The organism is Flavobacterium procerum (genome assembly GCF_042431625.1).
In the GTDB taxonomy this organism is placed as follows: Bacteria; Bacteroidota; Bacteroidia; order Flavobacteriales; family Flavobacteriaceae; genus Flavobacterium; species Flavobacterium procerum.
The window spans coordinates 217,572-231,117 of the sequence record NZ_JBHLYW010000029.1 but is presented as its reverse complement, the minus strand read 5'-3'; the positions used below and the strand labels follow the sequence as shown (position 1 = coordinate 231,117).

14 protein-coding genes are annotated in these 13,546 nt (G+C 32.8%); all 14 read left to right on the top strand.

The window, feature by feature from the left end:
* Positions 1-59 precede the first annotated feature (59 nt).
* On the top strand, positions 60-500 hold the full coding sequence (locus ACFFLS_RS23705; protein ID WP_379682937.1) for a hypothetical protein: 441 nt from the start codon (positions 60-62) through the stop codon (positions 498-500).
* A 120-nt stretch (positions 501-620) separates the two neighbouring features.
* Positions 621-1,187, top strand: a complete 567-nt coding sequence (locus tag ACFFLS_RS23700; RefSeq protein ID WP_379682938.1) for an anthranilate synthase component II — start codon at positions 621-623, stop codon at positions 1,185-1,187.
* 117 nt (positions 1,188-1,304) lie between these two features.
* A complete protein-coding gene (locus tag ACFFLS_RS23695; protein ID WP_379682939.1) occupies positions 1,305-2,996 on the top strand; it encodes a right-handed parallel beta-helix repeat-containing protein in 1,692 nt (563 codons plus the stop codon).
* Positions 2,997-3,045: 49 nt separating this feature from the next.
* The gene (trpD, locus tag ACFFLS_RS23690) at positions 3,046-4,038 is read left to right on the top strand and encodes an anthranilate phosphoribosyltransferase (RefSeq protein ID WP_379682940.1); all 993 of its coding nucleotides are present in this window, start codon (positions 3,046-3,048) and stop codon (positions 4,036-4,038) included.
* 82 nt (positions 4,039-4,120) lie between these two features.
* Positions 4,121-4,906: an indole-3-glycerol phosphate synthase TrpC gene (gene trpC / locus ACFFLS_RS23685; protein ID WP_379682941.1), complete on the top strand. Its 786-nt coding sequence runs from the start codon at positions 4,121-4,123 to the stop codon at positions 4,904-4,906.
* 250 nt (positions 4,907-5,156) lie between these two features.
* Positions 5,157-5,789 carry a phosphoribosylanthranilate isomerase gene (locus ACFFLS_RS23680; protein ID WP_379682942.1) on the top strand — a complete coding sequence of 211 codons (633 nt, stop codon included), beginning with the start codon at positions 5,157-5,159 and terminating at the stop codon, positions 5,787-5,789.
* Positions 5,790-5,800: 11 nt separating this feature from the next.
* Complete coding sequence (gene trpB, locus ACFFLS_RS23675) at positions 5,801-6,982, top strand: tryptophan synthase subunit beta (protein WP_111288918.1); 1,182 nt, start codon at positions 5,801-5,803, stop codon at positions 6,980-6,982.
* A gap of 72 nt (positions 6,983-7,054) precedes the next feature.
* A complete protein-coding gene (locus tag ACFFLS_RS23670; protein WP_379682944.1) occupies positions 7,055-7,372 on the top strand; it encodes a gamma-glutamylcyclotransferase family protein in 318 nt (105 codons plus the stop codon).
* Positions 7,373-7,527: 155 nt separating this feature from the next.
* Positions 7,528-8,586 (top strand): hypothetical protein, encoded by a 1,059-nt coding sequence (locus ACFFLS_RS23665; RefSeq protein WP_379689688.1) that lies wholly within the window; start codon positions 7,528-7,530, stop codon positions 8,584-8,586.
* 58 nt (positions 8,587-8,644) lie between these two features.
* Positions 8,645-9,406, top strand: a complete 762-nt coding sequence (gene trpA / locus ACFFLS_RS23660) for a tryptophan synthase subunit alpha (RefSeq protein WP_379682947.1) — start codon at positions 8,645-8,647, stop codon at positions 9,404-9,406.
* A gap of 105 nt (positions 9,407-9,511) precedes the next feature.
* Positions 9,512-10,051 carry a hypothetical protein gene (locus tag ACFFLS_RS23655; RefSeq protein ID WP_379682948.1) on the top strand — a complete coding sequence of 180 codons (540 nt, stop codon included), beginning with the start codon at positions 9,512-9,514 and terminating at the stop codon, positions 10,049-10,051.
* A gap of 452 nt (positions 10,052-10,503) precedes the next feature.
* Positions 10,504-11,133, top strand: a complete 630-nt coding sequence (locus ACFFLS_RS23650; protein WP_379682949.1) for a TetR/AcrR family transcriptional regulator — start codon at positions 10,504-10,506, stop codon at positions 11,131-11,133.
* Complete coding sequence (locus tag ACFFLS_RS23645) at positions 11,123-12,451, top strand: TolC family protein (protein ID WP_379689686.1); 1,329 nt, start codon at positions 11,123-11,125, stop codon at positions 12,449-12,451. The genes ACFFLS_RS23650 and ACFFLS_RS23645 overlap by 11 nt, the downstream gene beginning before the upstream one ends.
* Positions 12,452-12,463: 12 nt before the next feature.
* On the top strand, positions 12,464-13,543 hold the full coding sequence (locus ACFFLS_RS23640) for an HlyD family secretion protein (RefSeq protein ID WP_379689683.1): 1,080 nt from the start codon (positions 12,464-12,466) through the stop codon (positions 13,541-13,543).
* Positions 13,544-13,546 lie beyond the last annotated feature (3 nt).

Below are 13,546 nucleotides of genomic sequence, written 5' to 3'. Positions count from 1 at the left end.
GAATGTGAAGCAAAAAGCTTAGAATCTTAGTCACTTAGAACCTTAGCAACTTAAAAATCATGAAAAAAACAATTTCAATTTTAGTTTTGATCGTTGCGATGACATCTTGCAATTCTGAAAAGAAGAATCCTATTGAAGGAACTTGGCGTCTTATAGCAGCTGAAACGACAGAAAAAGATTCAATCTTTTCGACTTTCAATAAAAACACAAAAATGATTAAAATTATAAATGACAGCCATTTTGCTTTTTTAAATCATGATTTGAAAAACGGAAAAGATTCCACAACAGCATTGTATTTTGCAGGAGGCGGAAAATATACTTTGAAAGACAGTATTTACACCGAAAATCTGGAATATTTCAATAACCGTGATTGGGAAAACAACAAATTCGAATTTGTAGTGAAAGTTCAAAACGACACTCTAATTCAAAAAGGAATAGAAAAAGTAGAAAAATTAGGAATCAACAGAATCATTACTGAAAAGTACGTTCGAGAAAAATAAAGATTTAGTTTCAAGTTTTATTTGTTTCAAGTTTGCTTCGCCCGTTCGGCTTTCAGCCTCGGGTCAAGTTGTTGGAACGTGAAACTTGAAACCTGAAACTTTGAAACAAAAAACAACACAATGAAAAAGATTTTAGTTATAGACAATTACGATAGTTTCACTTACAATTTAGTGCACTATCTAGAAGATTTAAACTGCGAAGTTACCGTTTACAGAAACGACGAATTTGAAATCGATGAAATCGCTTCTTTTGAAAAAATATTACTTTCTCCAGGACCTGGAATTCCAGACGAAGCAGGTTTATTGAAAGCAGTAATCGAAAAATACAGTCCAACGAAAAGTATTTTGGGTGTGTGTTTAGGGCAGCAAGCAATTGGTGAAGTTTTTGGCGGAACGCTTTCAAATCTTGACAAAGTTTATCATGGAGTTGCCACAAATGTGAAAGCGGTAGTAGATGATGAAATTTTATTTGAAGGTTTAGGAAACGAATTTGAAGTAGGAAGATACCATTCTTGGGTTGTAGATGCTAATTTGCCAGAAGATTTAGAAGCAACTTCGATAGACGAAAACGGACAAATCATGTCTTTACGCCACAAAAATTACGATGTAAGAGGTGTTCAATTTCACCCAGAAAGCGTTTTAACACCAAACGGAAAAAGGATTTTAGAGAACTGGATTAAGAGTTAACAAAGTTTTTTTTAAAACAAACATAATCTGATAAATTCAATTCAAATATTATAAATTTATTGCGCAAGTAATGATAAAAAAACTTGCCAATAAATTTATAATTCAATAAAAAATACTATGAAAAAAATTTTACTTGCTTTATTTGTTCTCTTTTCAGCCTATTCATTCGCAGCGGATGTCAGTGGTAAAGTGTTACTAGATAACAGTGTCACTTTTGAAAATTGTACTATCACTTTTACTCCAGTTTCTCCTAGTGCTATATTTACCCAAACTACTTCTTTCGCAAACGGTAATTTTACTGCAACTGTTGCTAATGGAGTATATAATATTAAATATGAAAAAGCCGGCTACCAAACTTATGAGCTATTGAATTATTTTATAAATGACACCGTTATTTTGAACGATGTCACTTTATCATCTAACAATTTAGTATTAGTAAATGGCAATGTAAGTGGTTCATGGAAAAAAGGAAACACTTATAGAGTAACAGGTAATATAATAGTTCCAGCTGGTCAAACTTTAACTATTGAAGAAGGTGTAGAAATAAAATTTGATGGATATTATTCTTTAACTGTAAATGGTACATTATTAGCAAATGGTACAGCCGATAAATACATTAAGTTCACATCAAATAGCACCTCTCCAACTAATAAAGATTGGAATCAGATAGTAATAAATGGCATTTCAGAAATGGATTATTGTATTGTAGAATATGGAAAAGCTAAAAATGATGATAATATTGGTATTTTAAATGTAACTGGAAACCTTACCCTGACAAACAGCATCGTTAGAAACTCAGAACAAAGTGCAATAAGTATTCGAAATGCGGGTGTTATAATCGTAGAAAATAATAAAATATATAACTGCGCATATGGATTCTCTATATATACTTCAGGAAAAGTTATAATTGAAAACAACGAAATATACAATCATGTTTGGATAGGCATAAATATATATCAGGCATCGACATCATCAACATTTAAAAATAATATTATTCATGATTGTATCTATCAAGGAATCCAGTCGATTGAATTTAATTATAAAATAGAAAGAAACATAATTTTCAACACAGGGACTGGAATATTCGTTACTTACGGTCAGCCTACTATAATCAATAATACAATAATTTATAATAAACATGGAATTGGCCTATATGACAACCCATCTATTACACCAAACCCTATTATCAATTCAAATATTATAAGTAACAACTCAAACTATGCAATTTATTCTAGTGGAACATATAAACCTCATTCTGTTGCGTATAATTTGTTCTATAACAATGGCTCTGGAATAGGAAATATGCTGCCTATTGGAGTTGGAACAATAATTACAACAAATAAAAACAATACCCCCGCTGATGCTTACTACAATATTTTTCTAAATCCAGAATTTGAATCTATCAATCCTGCTGAAGCTTCTTTTTGTACTTTAAAAAATATTTCTCCTGCTGTTAATGCTGGAGACCCATCAATAATAACATCTAATGGTACTATAGCTGATATGGGCGCAAAAGAATTAGGAGGAAATTTATCTACAGGAGATTTCACTAACTCTAAATTGGAAAGTATAAAAGTATTCCCAAATCCAACAACTGACTTCCTATCATTTGAAACCAATCAAAATCAAACATTTGATAGTATAAAATTCTTTGACATAAATGGAAAAAACATTGACCAAGTTAGATTAGACCAGGCTAAGTCAGCTTATCAGTGGAAAGTATCTAGCCATTTTAAAACTGGGGTGTATGTGTATGTAATTATGAATGGAAATTCAATCATACACTCTGGAAAATTTATAAAAAAATAAAGACAAATTCTATAGCAATAAATAGAGTTTATTTCAACAAATAAAAAAAATGAAAACTATATTAAACAAATTGATCAATCACGAAGTGCTTACTAAAGAAGAAGCAAAAAACGTTTTGATTAATATTTCAACAGGTCAATACAATCCAAGCCAGATTTCGGCATTTTTGACTGTTTTTATGATGCGAAGCATTACAATTGATGAACTTTCGGGCTTTCGCGAAGCTTTATTAGAATTGTGTATTCGTGTCGATTTATCAGCCTATAATACTATCGATTTATGCGGAACCGGTGGAGATGGAAAAGATACGTTTAACATTTCGACTTTGGCTTCTTTTGTATCAGCCGGAGCCGGAATAAAAGTGGCAAAACACGGAAATTACGGAGTTTCATCGATTTCTGGATCAAGCAACGTGATGGAAAAAATGGGAATTAAATTCAGCAACGATACTGATTTCTTAGAAAAATGTATCGATCAGGCTGGAATTTGTGTGCTCCATGCTCCCTTATTTCACCCAGCAATGAAAAATGTCGGACCAATCCGAAAAGAATTGGCAGTGAAAACTTTCTTCAATATGTTGGGACCAATGGTAAATCCGGCTTTTCCACAAAATCAGTTGGTTGGTGTTTTCAACTTAGAATTAGCTAGAATGTACGCCTATTTATACCAAAATACAGATACCAATTTTACTATTCTTCATTCGCTTGACGGTTATGATGAAATTTCCTTGACTGGACCAACAAAAATCATTACCAGCCATTTGGAAGGCATGCTAAAACCAGAAGATTTTGGCGTTCGTCTTTTATCACAAACAGAAATTGAAGGCGGAAAAACAATCGAAGAATCGGCTGAAATTTTCACAAATATCATTTCCGGAAAAGGAAACGAAGCTCAGAACAATGTGGTTTGCGCCAATGCTGCAATGGCAATTGCAACGGTTACAAAATGTTCTCCGCAAGAAGGGTTTGAATTAGCTAAAGAAAGTTTATTCTCTGGAAAAGGGTTGAAAGCATTGAATACATTACAGGAATTAAGTAAATAAATTTGTTTCAAGTTTCAGGTTTCAAGTTGTTTGAACGTTCGACAAACTTGAAACCTGAAACCTGAAACCTGAAACAACAACCATGAACATTTTAGATAAAATAATAATAGATAAAAAACGAGAAGTAATTCTAAAGAAATCGATTATTCCGGTTTCTCAATTGGAAGCTTCTGTCTTTTTTGGAAAAGAAACTATTTCTCTTAGCAAGAAATTAAAAGAAAGCAATTCTGGAATTATTGCAGAACACAAACGTCGTTCTCCATCAAAATCAATCATCAACAATAGTTTTACAGTTGAAGAAGTGGTAAAAGGTTATGAGAATGCAGGCGCTTGCGGAATTTCGGTTTTAACAGATGGAAAATATTTTGGTGGCTCTCTCGATGATTTGCTTTTAGCTAGAGCTTCAGTAAATATTCCGCTTTTGCGAAAAGAATTTATTGTCGATGAATACCAGATTTTGGAAGCAAAAGCACACGGAGCCGATTTGATTTTGTTAATCGCTGCTGTTTTAACCCGTGACGAAATCAAATCTTTATCTGAATTTGCTAAGAAATTAGGTTTAGAAGTTTTGCTTGAAGTGCACAACCAAGAAGAACTAGAGAAATCAATCATGCCTACTTTAGATATGATCGGAGTGAATAACAGAAACCTAAAAACATTCGAAGTAAGCTTAGACTTCAGTAAAGATTTGGCATCTCAAATTCCAAATGATTTTGTAAAAGTTTCTGAAAGCGGGATTTCATCAGTAGAAGCGATTCAAGAGTTAAAACCTTATGGCTACAAAGGTTTCTTGATTGGAGAAAACTTTATGAAAACCGATAACGCAGGACAAGCCGCAATGGAATTCATCAGTCAAATAAACCAATAAGATTTGCCACAAAAACGCAAAGGCGCAAATCTAATTTTACGAATCTATAAAATATAAAAACTTATTGTCTTTGCGGCAAAAAGAAATAAAAAAACTTAGCGTCTTGGCGTCTTAGTGGCAAAAGAAACAAGAAAACTTAGTGTCTTTGCGGCAAAAAGAAATAAAAAAAAACTTAGCGTCTTGGCGTCTTAGTGGCAAAAAAACAAAAAACTTAGTGTCTTAGCGCCTTCGTGGCAAAAACAAAATAAAAATGAAACTCAAAATATGCGGCATGAAATATCCAGAAAATATCCTCGAAGTGGGCGCTCTCCTACCCGATTATATGGGATTTATTTTCTGGGAAAAGTCCGCTAGATATTGCAATGGGAATGTTCCCGAACTGATAAAAACCATCAAAAAAACAGGAGTTTTTGTCAATCAAAGTCAGGAAGAAATTCTTGAAAAAGTTGAAAAATACAATTTACAGGCCGTTCAGCTACACGGAGAAGAATCTGTTGCATTTTGTTCAGAATTAAAAGAAAAACTTCCGAAGAAAATCGAAATTATTAAAGTATTTTCGGCAGACGAAAATTTTGATTTTGAAGCTATAAAACCTTTTGAAAATGTCTGCGATTATTTTCTGTTTGACACAAAAGGCAAATTACCTGGTGGCAACGGAACCACATTCGATTGGAGCATCTTAAAAAAATACAATTCTAAAAAACCGTTTTTTTTAAGCGGTGGCATCGGAATGAACGAATTAAAGGCCATTGAAGAAATTTCAAAAACCAAACTGCCTATTTATGCTGTCGATGTAAATAGCAAATTTGAAATCGAACCAGGACTAAAAAATAAAAACCTATTAAGCAATTTTAAGCGCAAATTTGAAATTGTAAACATTTAAAATTTATAAAAATGAGTTTTAACGTCAACGAAAAAGGATATTACGGAGAATTTGGAGGAGCTTACATCCCGGAAATGTTATATCCAAATGTAGAAGAATTACGTCAGAAATATTTAAGCATAATGGATGAGCCCGATTTTAAAGCTGAGTTCAACCAATTGCTGAAAGATTATGTAGGACGCCCTAGTCCGCTATATTTTGCTAAACGATTATCAGAAAAATACAATACCAAAGTCTATCTAAAAAGAGAAGACTTAAACCATACCGGAGCACATAAAGTCAACAATACAATAGGGCAAATATTGCTTGCTAAGCGTTTAGGCAAAAAAAGAATTATTGCCGAAACGGGAGCTGGACAACACGGTGTGGCAACAGCGACAGTTTGTGCTTTAATGGGAATTGAGTGTATCGTTTATATGGGTGAAATCGACATTGCACGTCAGGCACCAAACGTGGCGCGTATGAAAATGTTAGGTGCAGAAGTACGTCCGGCACTTTCGGGTTCAAGGACTTTAAAAGATGCAACAAACGAAGCAATCCGTGATTGGATCAACAATCCGGTTGACACGCATTATATTATCGGATCAGCGATTGGGCCACATCCTTATCCGGATATGGTAACGCGTTTTCAGAGTATTATTTCTGAAGAAATCAAATGGCAGTTAAAAGAAAAAGAAGGTCGCGAAAACCCTGATTATGTAGTCGCTTGTATTGGAGGCGGAAGTAATGCAGCAGGAACATATTATCATTTTTTGCATGAACCAGAAGTTGGAATTATCGCTGTTGAAGCAGCTGGAAAAGGTGTTGACAGCGGGCATAGTGCAGCAACAAGCAAGTTAGGAAAGGTCGGCGTTATTCACGGCTGTAAAACGCTTTTGATGCAAACTCCAGATGGACAAATTACAGAACCGTATTCTATTTCAGCAGGACTAGATTATCCTGGGGTTGGGCCTTTACATGCGCATTTAGCACAAACTGGCCGTGGAGAATTTTTCTCTGTTACCGATGATGATGCTATGAATGCTGGTCTTCAATTGACAAAATTAGAGGGAATTATTCCGGCAATTGAAAGTGCTCACGCTTTTGCCGTTTTAGATCAAAAGAAATTCAAACCGACAGATGTTGTCGTAATCAGTCTTTCTGGTCGCGGCGATAAAGATTTAGATAATTATATAGAATACTTTAAATTGTAATAAAAGTTATACTTTTGGGTATCAATCAAACGGATACCTAACCACAACAATTAAAGAGAAAAATAAGCAATTATGGAAAAGTTATTCTCATACGGAACTTTACGATCAAAAGAAATTCAAATGCGTCTTTTCAATAAAATACTAACGGGTACTGCAGATCAGTTGTTAGGCTATAAATTGAAAAGCCTCAAAATAGAGGAAGAATTTGGAATGGCCGATTATGTTGTCGCAGTAGCAAGCGAAAATCCTACTGATATTATACACGGTATTGTTTTCAATATTTCGCATGCCGATTTTGCTAAAGTAGATTTGTTCGAATCAAATGCCTACAGAAGGGTTCAGGTAACATTACAATCAGGAGAGACGGCTTGGGTTTACATCGAAAATTAAACAAACAATCACATGTAAAAAAGTGTATGAAAAATTATTTTTTCTATATTATTTTCGTGCTTTTCACGATTCAATTTTCGTACAGTCAAATAGCATCCGAATATACTAATCTAGTCGATGAAGGACGTAAATTATACAATCTGCAAAAATATGCATTGGCTTTAGAAAAATATTCTTCAGCCTTTAAAATAAAAGAATATGATGCTGTAGATTTATACAACGCTGCCTGTAATGCCGCTCTATCAGGACAATCAAAAATAGCTATGGAATTATTAAATAAATCTGTAGATAATGGATACTTTGATGAAGAGCATTTAAAAAAAGATTGTGACTTATATTCTCTTCATTCTTTAAAGGATTGGGAAGTTTTATTTTCGAAAATTGAAAGAGAAAAATCAAACGTAAAAACAGAAGAAGAAGTCTTTAAAAAAGTCTTTATAAGTGACTCAATTAGCAAAAATCTATATGAATTATTTTTCACGAAAGATTACAAAAGTAAAAATACTAAGCAGGATTTTGAAAAAGATCGCAGTTTGCTTTCTAACCTTGTAAAAGCTAATAAAATTGAGTCTACGAAAGATTTAGGTATAAGTGATTTTTCGCAAAGCATGAAATATGATTCGATACGCAACAGCCGATATCGCTGTAGTTTTATAATAGCGCCTAGTGTCTTTGGAGTAAATATCAATGAATATCTTATGACTAGAGCTGGTTATAGGATTGCAATTGAATATTCTACTACCAAAGGCAATGCATTAATCAATGAACTAAAAATAGAAAAACAAAATCTTCTAAGCCCATCCATAAATATTAAACAGAGATTCGAGACTTTTATAACCACAATAGATACCTGTCACTTTAGATTTGGAATTTTCAATAATGACAAAAGAGTAATTGGAATATCTTCTACAACTTCCATCAAAAATAAAATAAAAAAAATATTTGAAGATTTGGAATACGCAGAGAGCACAGAACTTCCAAAATTAGATGCTTCAAAAAAACATGGCTACATATCCTTTTTTACTGGAGATTCAGAAACCAGCGGTCCTAAAAACTCTATTGGATTTGTGATGCAACAGACTTTTGAATTTATATTTTTTGATAATACAGATATTATTGTAGTTTCTACAAATGGTGAGTATGGTTTTTATAGAACGAAAAAAATTGAAAAAATCAAAGATTTTATAAGTAACAGGAAAAATACATTAATATAAATAACAAAATATAACAGCTTTACCATCTTTTTGGAACTGCTGTATAAAAAACATAAAAATGAACAGAATAACTCAAAAATTACAAGAAGATAAAAAGATACTTTCTATTTATTTTTCTGCCGGATATCCTAATCTAAACGATACGGTACAAATTATTCAGGATTTAGAAAAAAATGGAGTGGATTTAATCGAAATCGGACTTCCTTTCAGTGATCCTTTGGCAGATGGGCCTACTATACAGGCAAGTTCTACACAGGCGCTACATAACGGAATGACGACTCAGATTCTTTTTGATCAGTTGCAGAACATCCGCGAAAGCGTAAAAATTCCGTTGATTATTATGGGATATTTTAATCCGATGTTACAATACGGTGTTGAAGCTTTTTGTAAAAAATGTGCTGAAATTGGAATTGACGGCTTAATTATTCCTGATCTTCCAGTTGATGTTTATGCTGATGAATACAAAGCGATTTTCGAAAAATACGGTTTAATAAATGTGTTTTTGATTACGCCTCAAACTTCAGATGAACGTATTCGTTTTATCGACAGCGTTTCAAACGGATTTATCTATATGGTAAGTTCTGCAAGTGTTACAGGTTCTCAATCTGGTTTCGGAAATACTCAGGAAACGTATTTTGAAAGAATTGCAGAGATGAATTTAAAAAATCCACAAATCATTGGTTTTGGAATTTCGAACAAAGAAACGTTCAATCAAGCCACTAAATACGCAAAAGGAGCTATTATCGGAAGTGCTTTTATCAAACATTTAAGCGAAAGCGGAAGTGGAAAAATTGAGGATTTTATTGGAGGAATTCGATAAATTTCTAAAAACATATAATTATAAAACGGCATTCATTTTTTGATGTCGTTTTTTATGCCTGTATATGAATGTATATTTAGGTACAATCTTATTTAAAAATCACAAATGAAAAAATCTCATTTCGTACTTGTTATCCTTTTCATTATTTTAAGCTGTCAAAAAAAAGATAATTATTCACAATTAACTTATAATCAAAAAGCAAATGAATTAATTGAGCAAGTACTAAAAAATGATTCATGCAATTGTCTATTGGAAATCCCACATGAATCAATGATTAAAATAAGTATGACCGAAAGTCCACGATTTGATATTATTAGAAAAAAAATTATGGAGAAACTTAATCTGGAGGGTGAACATCAATTGGATAGTTTAGAAAAAGTTTCAGAAAATTTTGTTTTAGATTCTCTACTTTTAAAAAAAAATAATATTACTATTTTTAGAATAGACTCAATCCATGAGTTAACTGAAGATCGAAGTACCAAGCTTATTAAAAAATGCCCAAATGGAATTTTATATTGTACCAAACCAATTTTAAACAAGGATAAAACAGCAGTACTATTTTATGGTCAAGCGTTTAATTGTTTTGGACCACAATTGAGGGTTTATAATTATAAAAATGAAAAATGGGTTTATGAGAAAAATTAAAATAATATTTTAAAAGCAAATTCAATTTTTAATCAATAAACAAGTATGCAAAAGGGCTTTTTATTAGAAGTGCTTTTATCAAACATTTAAGCGAAAGCGGAAGCGGAAAAATTCAAGAGTTTGTTGGAGAGATTCGATAAATAAATCTAATTAAAAATATAATATCCGTTTAGTTTGTCATTTCGACGAAGTAGAAATCTTTATTGCAAAATCGACAAAGATTGGATTTCACTTTACGGAGCCACTTGTGGAGATTTCTCCTTCGTCGAAATGACAATATTGCGAAAAAAGCCTGAAAACTCTATTTTTCAGGCTTTTTTATTTTAACTAATCCAGAACAAATTAACATAAATTATCGAAACCGTTTTATGTTAATATTGTGTTAAAACAAAATTAAACAACTGTTTAAATTAAACAAGTGTTTAATTTTGCATCCGATTAGAAACACTATCATGTCAAACATCGAATTAAACGACAAAAAGATTCAGATTCTTACAGTGGCTGAAAGGTTATTTTCTGAAAAAGGATTTGAGGGGACATCTATACGAGACATATCAAAAGAGGCAAAAATCAATATTGCGATGGTCTCCTATTATTTTGGTTCAAAAGATAACTTGCTGGAATCCTTAATCATTTATAAAACTTCTGATTTAAGATTAAAACTTGAAAATCTGCTTCAGGAAGATTTAGAACCTATTGAAAAAGTCAACAAACTGATTGAAATCTACATCAACAGAATCAGTTGCAACAAAGGAATTTTCAGGGTTTTGCATTTTGAAATCAACTCCAAAAAGAAAGAGAAAAGCATGGCCGCTTTTACAGAACTGAAAAAAGGAAACTTAAAATCTGTAGAAAGCATTATTGCACAAGGGCAGTCTAAAGGCGTTTTCAGAAAAGATGTCATTATTCCGCTTATTACTCCCACTATTATCGGAACGTTTTTTCATTTCCATATGAACAAACCTTTCTTTGTAGAATTACTGAATTTAGATACAGAAGAATTGTATAACAATTACATTAAAACCAGTCTCACAAAGCACATTCAACAAACTATAAAAGCGCTACTTGTTTATGAAAATTAGTCAATTAATGCTCTTTGGAGTTTTCTTTATCGGAATATCTTCAATAGAAGCACAAGAGAAAACAAGTTTAACTTTAGATGAAGCCGTAAAAATGGCTTGGGAAAAGAGCAATGAAGTTGCGCTTGCCAATACTAAAGTAAACTCAAAAAAATATGAGCTAAAGTCGGTTAAGAACAACCAATATCCAGACTTGAAAATTTCGGGCCAATACCAGCGATTAACAAAAGCTTCTATTGACATGCATAACAGCGATCAATCGAGTTCTTCTGAACCAATGCCGTCTCCGGATCAAGCTATGTTAGGAATGGCAAATCTTAGTCTACCAATCTTTTCTGGATTTAAAATCCAAAATAGCATCAATGCTTACGATAATTTATACGAAGCAGAAACTGCTAATGCGGCTAAAACAAAAGAAGATGTTGCTATTCGTGTAATCACTTATTATACTGCATTGTACAAAGCACAAAAGACATTAGATCTTTTAAACGAAAATCAAAAGCAAGCTAAACAGCGTGTTACTGATTTTACGGAATTAGAGAAAAACGGAATTATTCCGAGAAACGATTTATTAAAAGCCCAATTATTAGTTTCAAAAACACAATTATCTATTGATGAAGCTAATAATAATATCAATAACATCAATTTTTATCTAACAACATTGCTTAAATTAGAACCGTCTGTTAAGCTAGAAGTTAACGAAGCGGATTTCTTTAATCTAAAAACAAGCAATGCCCCTACATCTGATGCTTTGGCGCTTGAAAACAGAAAAGATTTAGAAGCTTTGCGTTTTCAGTCAAAAGCCAGCGAAGCCAATATCAAAATTGCGAGAGCAGGATATTATCCGTCGCTTGCTTTATTGGGAGGCTATACCGCTTTGGATTTGAAAGATTTTATTACGGTTAAATATGCTATGAATTTCGGAGTTGGTTTATCGTATGATTTATCTGGAATCCTGAAAAACAGTGCGCATGTAAAAGAAGCTGAAAGCAAAGCTCTTGAAGTAAAAAATTCGGAAGCTATTTTAACAGACCGTATTAAAGTTGAGGTTCAGAAATCTATCGAAGATTATGATTTAGCGATTAATCAAAGCGTAGTTTACGATGAAGCGCTTCAACAGGCCGCTGAAAACTACAGATTGGTAAAAGACAAATTCGACAACGGTTTATCTGATACCAATGATTTGGTTGAAGCTGATGTTGAGCATTTAAGCGCCAAAATCAATACGGCTTTATCTAAAGCGACCATTATTCAAAAATATTACGAATTACTTTCAGTATCAGGACAATTATCACAATCATTCAATCTTTCAAAAATATAATCTATAGCTCTCATGGAAAAGAAAAAAACAAATAAAAAATTCATTATCATACTAACCGTTTTGGTTTTAGTGGGCGGAACTTACGGAATCTCAAAATATACGCACTCATTGTCTCATGAAGAAACAGATGACGCGCAGATTGAGAAAAAAATGAATCCGATTATCCCGAGAGTTTCAGGATATATCAGTAAAGTTTATGTAAAAGATAATGATTATGTAAAGAAAGGTGATACGTTGTTTACAATCGATAAGAGAGATTATCAGTTGAAGATTGATGAGGCAAACGCTGCACTTTTAGGAGCTGAAGGACAATATGAAGCAGCAAAAGCAGATATTGGAAGTGCGAATGCAAGCATCTCAGTTTCAGATGCTCAAATGAAATCTGCTACAGGTTCTATTGAAAGCGCAAAAATTAGATTAAGACAATTAACAAACGACTACAATCGTTACAATAATCTTTATAAAACACATACTATTACAAAACAGCAATATGAGCAGGCTTTATCTGCAAAAGAAGAAGCTGAAAACCAAGTACGTGTATTAGAACAACAACAGAGAGCAAGTTCTTACCAGAAATCGGTAATTCAGTCAAAATCTAGAGTTTCTGACAAACAGACAGAAGTTGCTGCAGCAAACATCAAAAAAGCGCAAACGATGCTTGATGTCGCTAAATTAAATCTTACTTATACTGTTGTAACTGCTGCAATTGATGGTCAAGTTTCTAAAGTTGATATTCAGCCAGGACAATTGGTTCAACCAGGACAATCTTTATTTTACATCATCAACAATAATGAAGCTTGGGTTGTAGCCAACTTTAAAGAAACCCAATTGAACAAAATGGTAATTGGCCAAAAAGTAAGCTTAAAGGTAGATGCATATCCAAATTACGAATTTAAAGGAACATTGACTTCTTTTTCTCCTGCAACTGGATCACGTTTTTCTTTATTGCCTCCTGACAATGCGACAGGAAACTTCGTAAAAACAATTCAAAGATTACCTGTAAAAATTAGTCTAGACGAAACAAACGATCCTGAAAAAGTAAAACTTTTGAGACCAGGGATGAATGTTGATGTAGACGTACACTTGAAATAAGAT

What these genes read in the sequence shown, in the direction of transcription:
- ACFFLS_RS23705 (WP_379682937.1), top strand. Translation starts at nt 60, where the DNA reads ATGAAAAAAACAATTTCAATTTTAGTTTTGATCGTTGCGATGACATCT.
- ACFFLS_RS23700 (WP_379682938.1), top strand. Translation starts at nt 621, where the DNA reads ATGAAAAAGATTTTAGTTATAGACAATTACGATAGTTTCACTTACAAT.
- ACFFLS_RS23695 (WP_379682939.1), top strand. Translation starts at nt 1,305, where the DNA reads ATGAAAAAAATTTTACTTGCTTTATTTGTTCTCTTTTCAGCCTATTCA.
- trpD (WP_379682940.1), top strand. Translation starts at nt 3,046, where the DNA reads ATGAAAACTATATTAAACAAATTGATCAATCACGAAGTGCTTACTAAA.
- trpC (WP_379682941.1), top strand. Translation starts at nt 4,121, where the DNA reads ATGAACATTTTAGATAAAATAATAATAGATAAAAAACGAGAAGTAATT.
- ACFFLS_RS23680 (WP_379682942.1), top strand. Translation starts at nt 5,157, where the DNA reads ATGAAACTCAAAATATGCGGCATGAAATATCCAGAAAATATCCTCGAA.
- trpB (WP_111288918.1), top strand. Translation starts at nt 5,801, where the DNA reads ATGAGTTTTAACGTCAACGAAAAAGGATATTACGGAGAATTTGGAGGA.
- ACFFLS_RS23670 (WP_379682944.1), top strand. Translation starts at nt 7,055, where the DNA reads ATGGAAAAGTTATTCTCATACGGAACTTTACGATCAAAAGAAATTCAA.
- trpA (WP_379682947.1), top strand. Translation starts at nt 8,645, where the DNA reads ATGAACAGAATAACTCAAAAATTACAAGAAGATAAAAAGATACTTTCT.
- ACFFLS_RS23655 (WP_379682948.1), top strand. Translation starts at nt 9,512, where the DNA reads ATGAAAAAATCTCATTTCGTACTTGTTATCCTTTTCATTATTTTAAGC.
- ACFFLS_RS23650 (WP_379682949.1), top strand. Translation starts at nt 10,504, where the DNA reads ATGTCAAACATCGAATTAAACGACAAAAAGATTCAGATTCTTACAGTG.
- ACFFLS_RS23645 (WP_379689686.1), top strand. Translation starts at nt 11,123, where the DNA reads ATGAAAATTAGTCAATTAATGCTCTTTGGAGTTTTCTTTATCGGAATA.
- ACFFLS_RS23640 (WP_379689683.1), top strand. Translation starts at nt 12,464, where the DNA reads ATGGAAAAGAAAAAAACAAATAAAAAATTCATTATCATACTAACCGTT.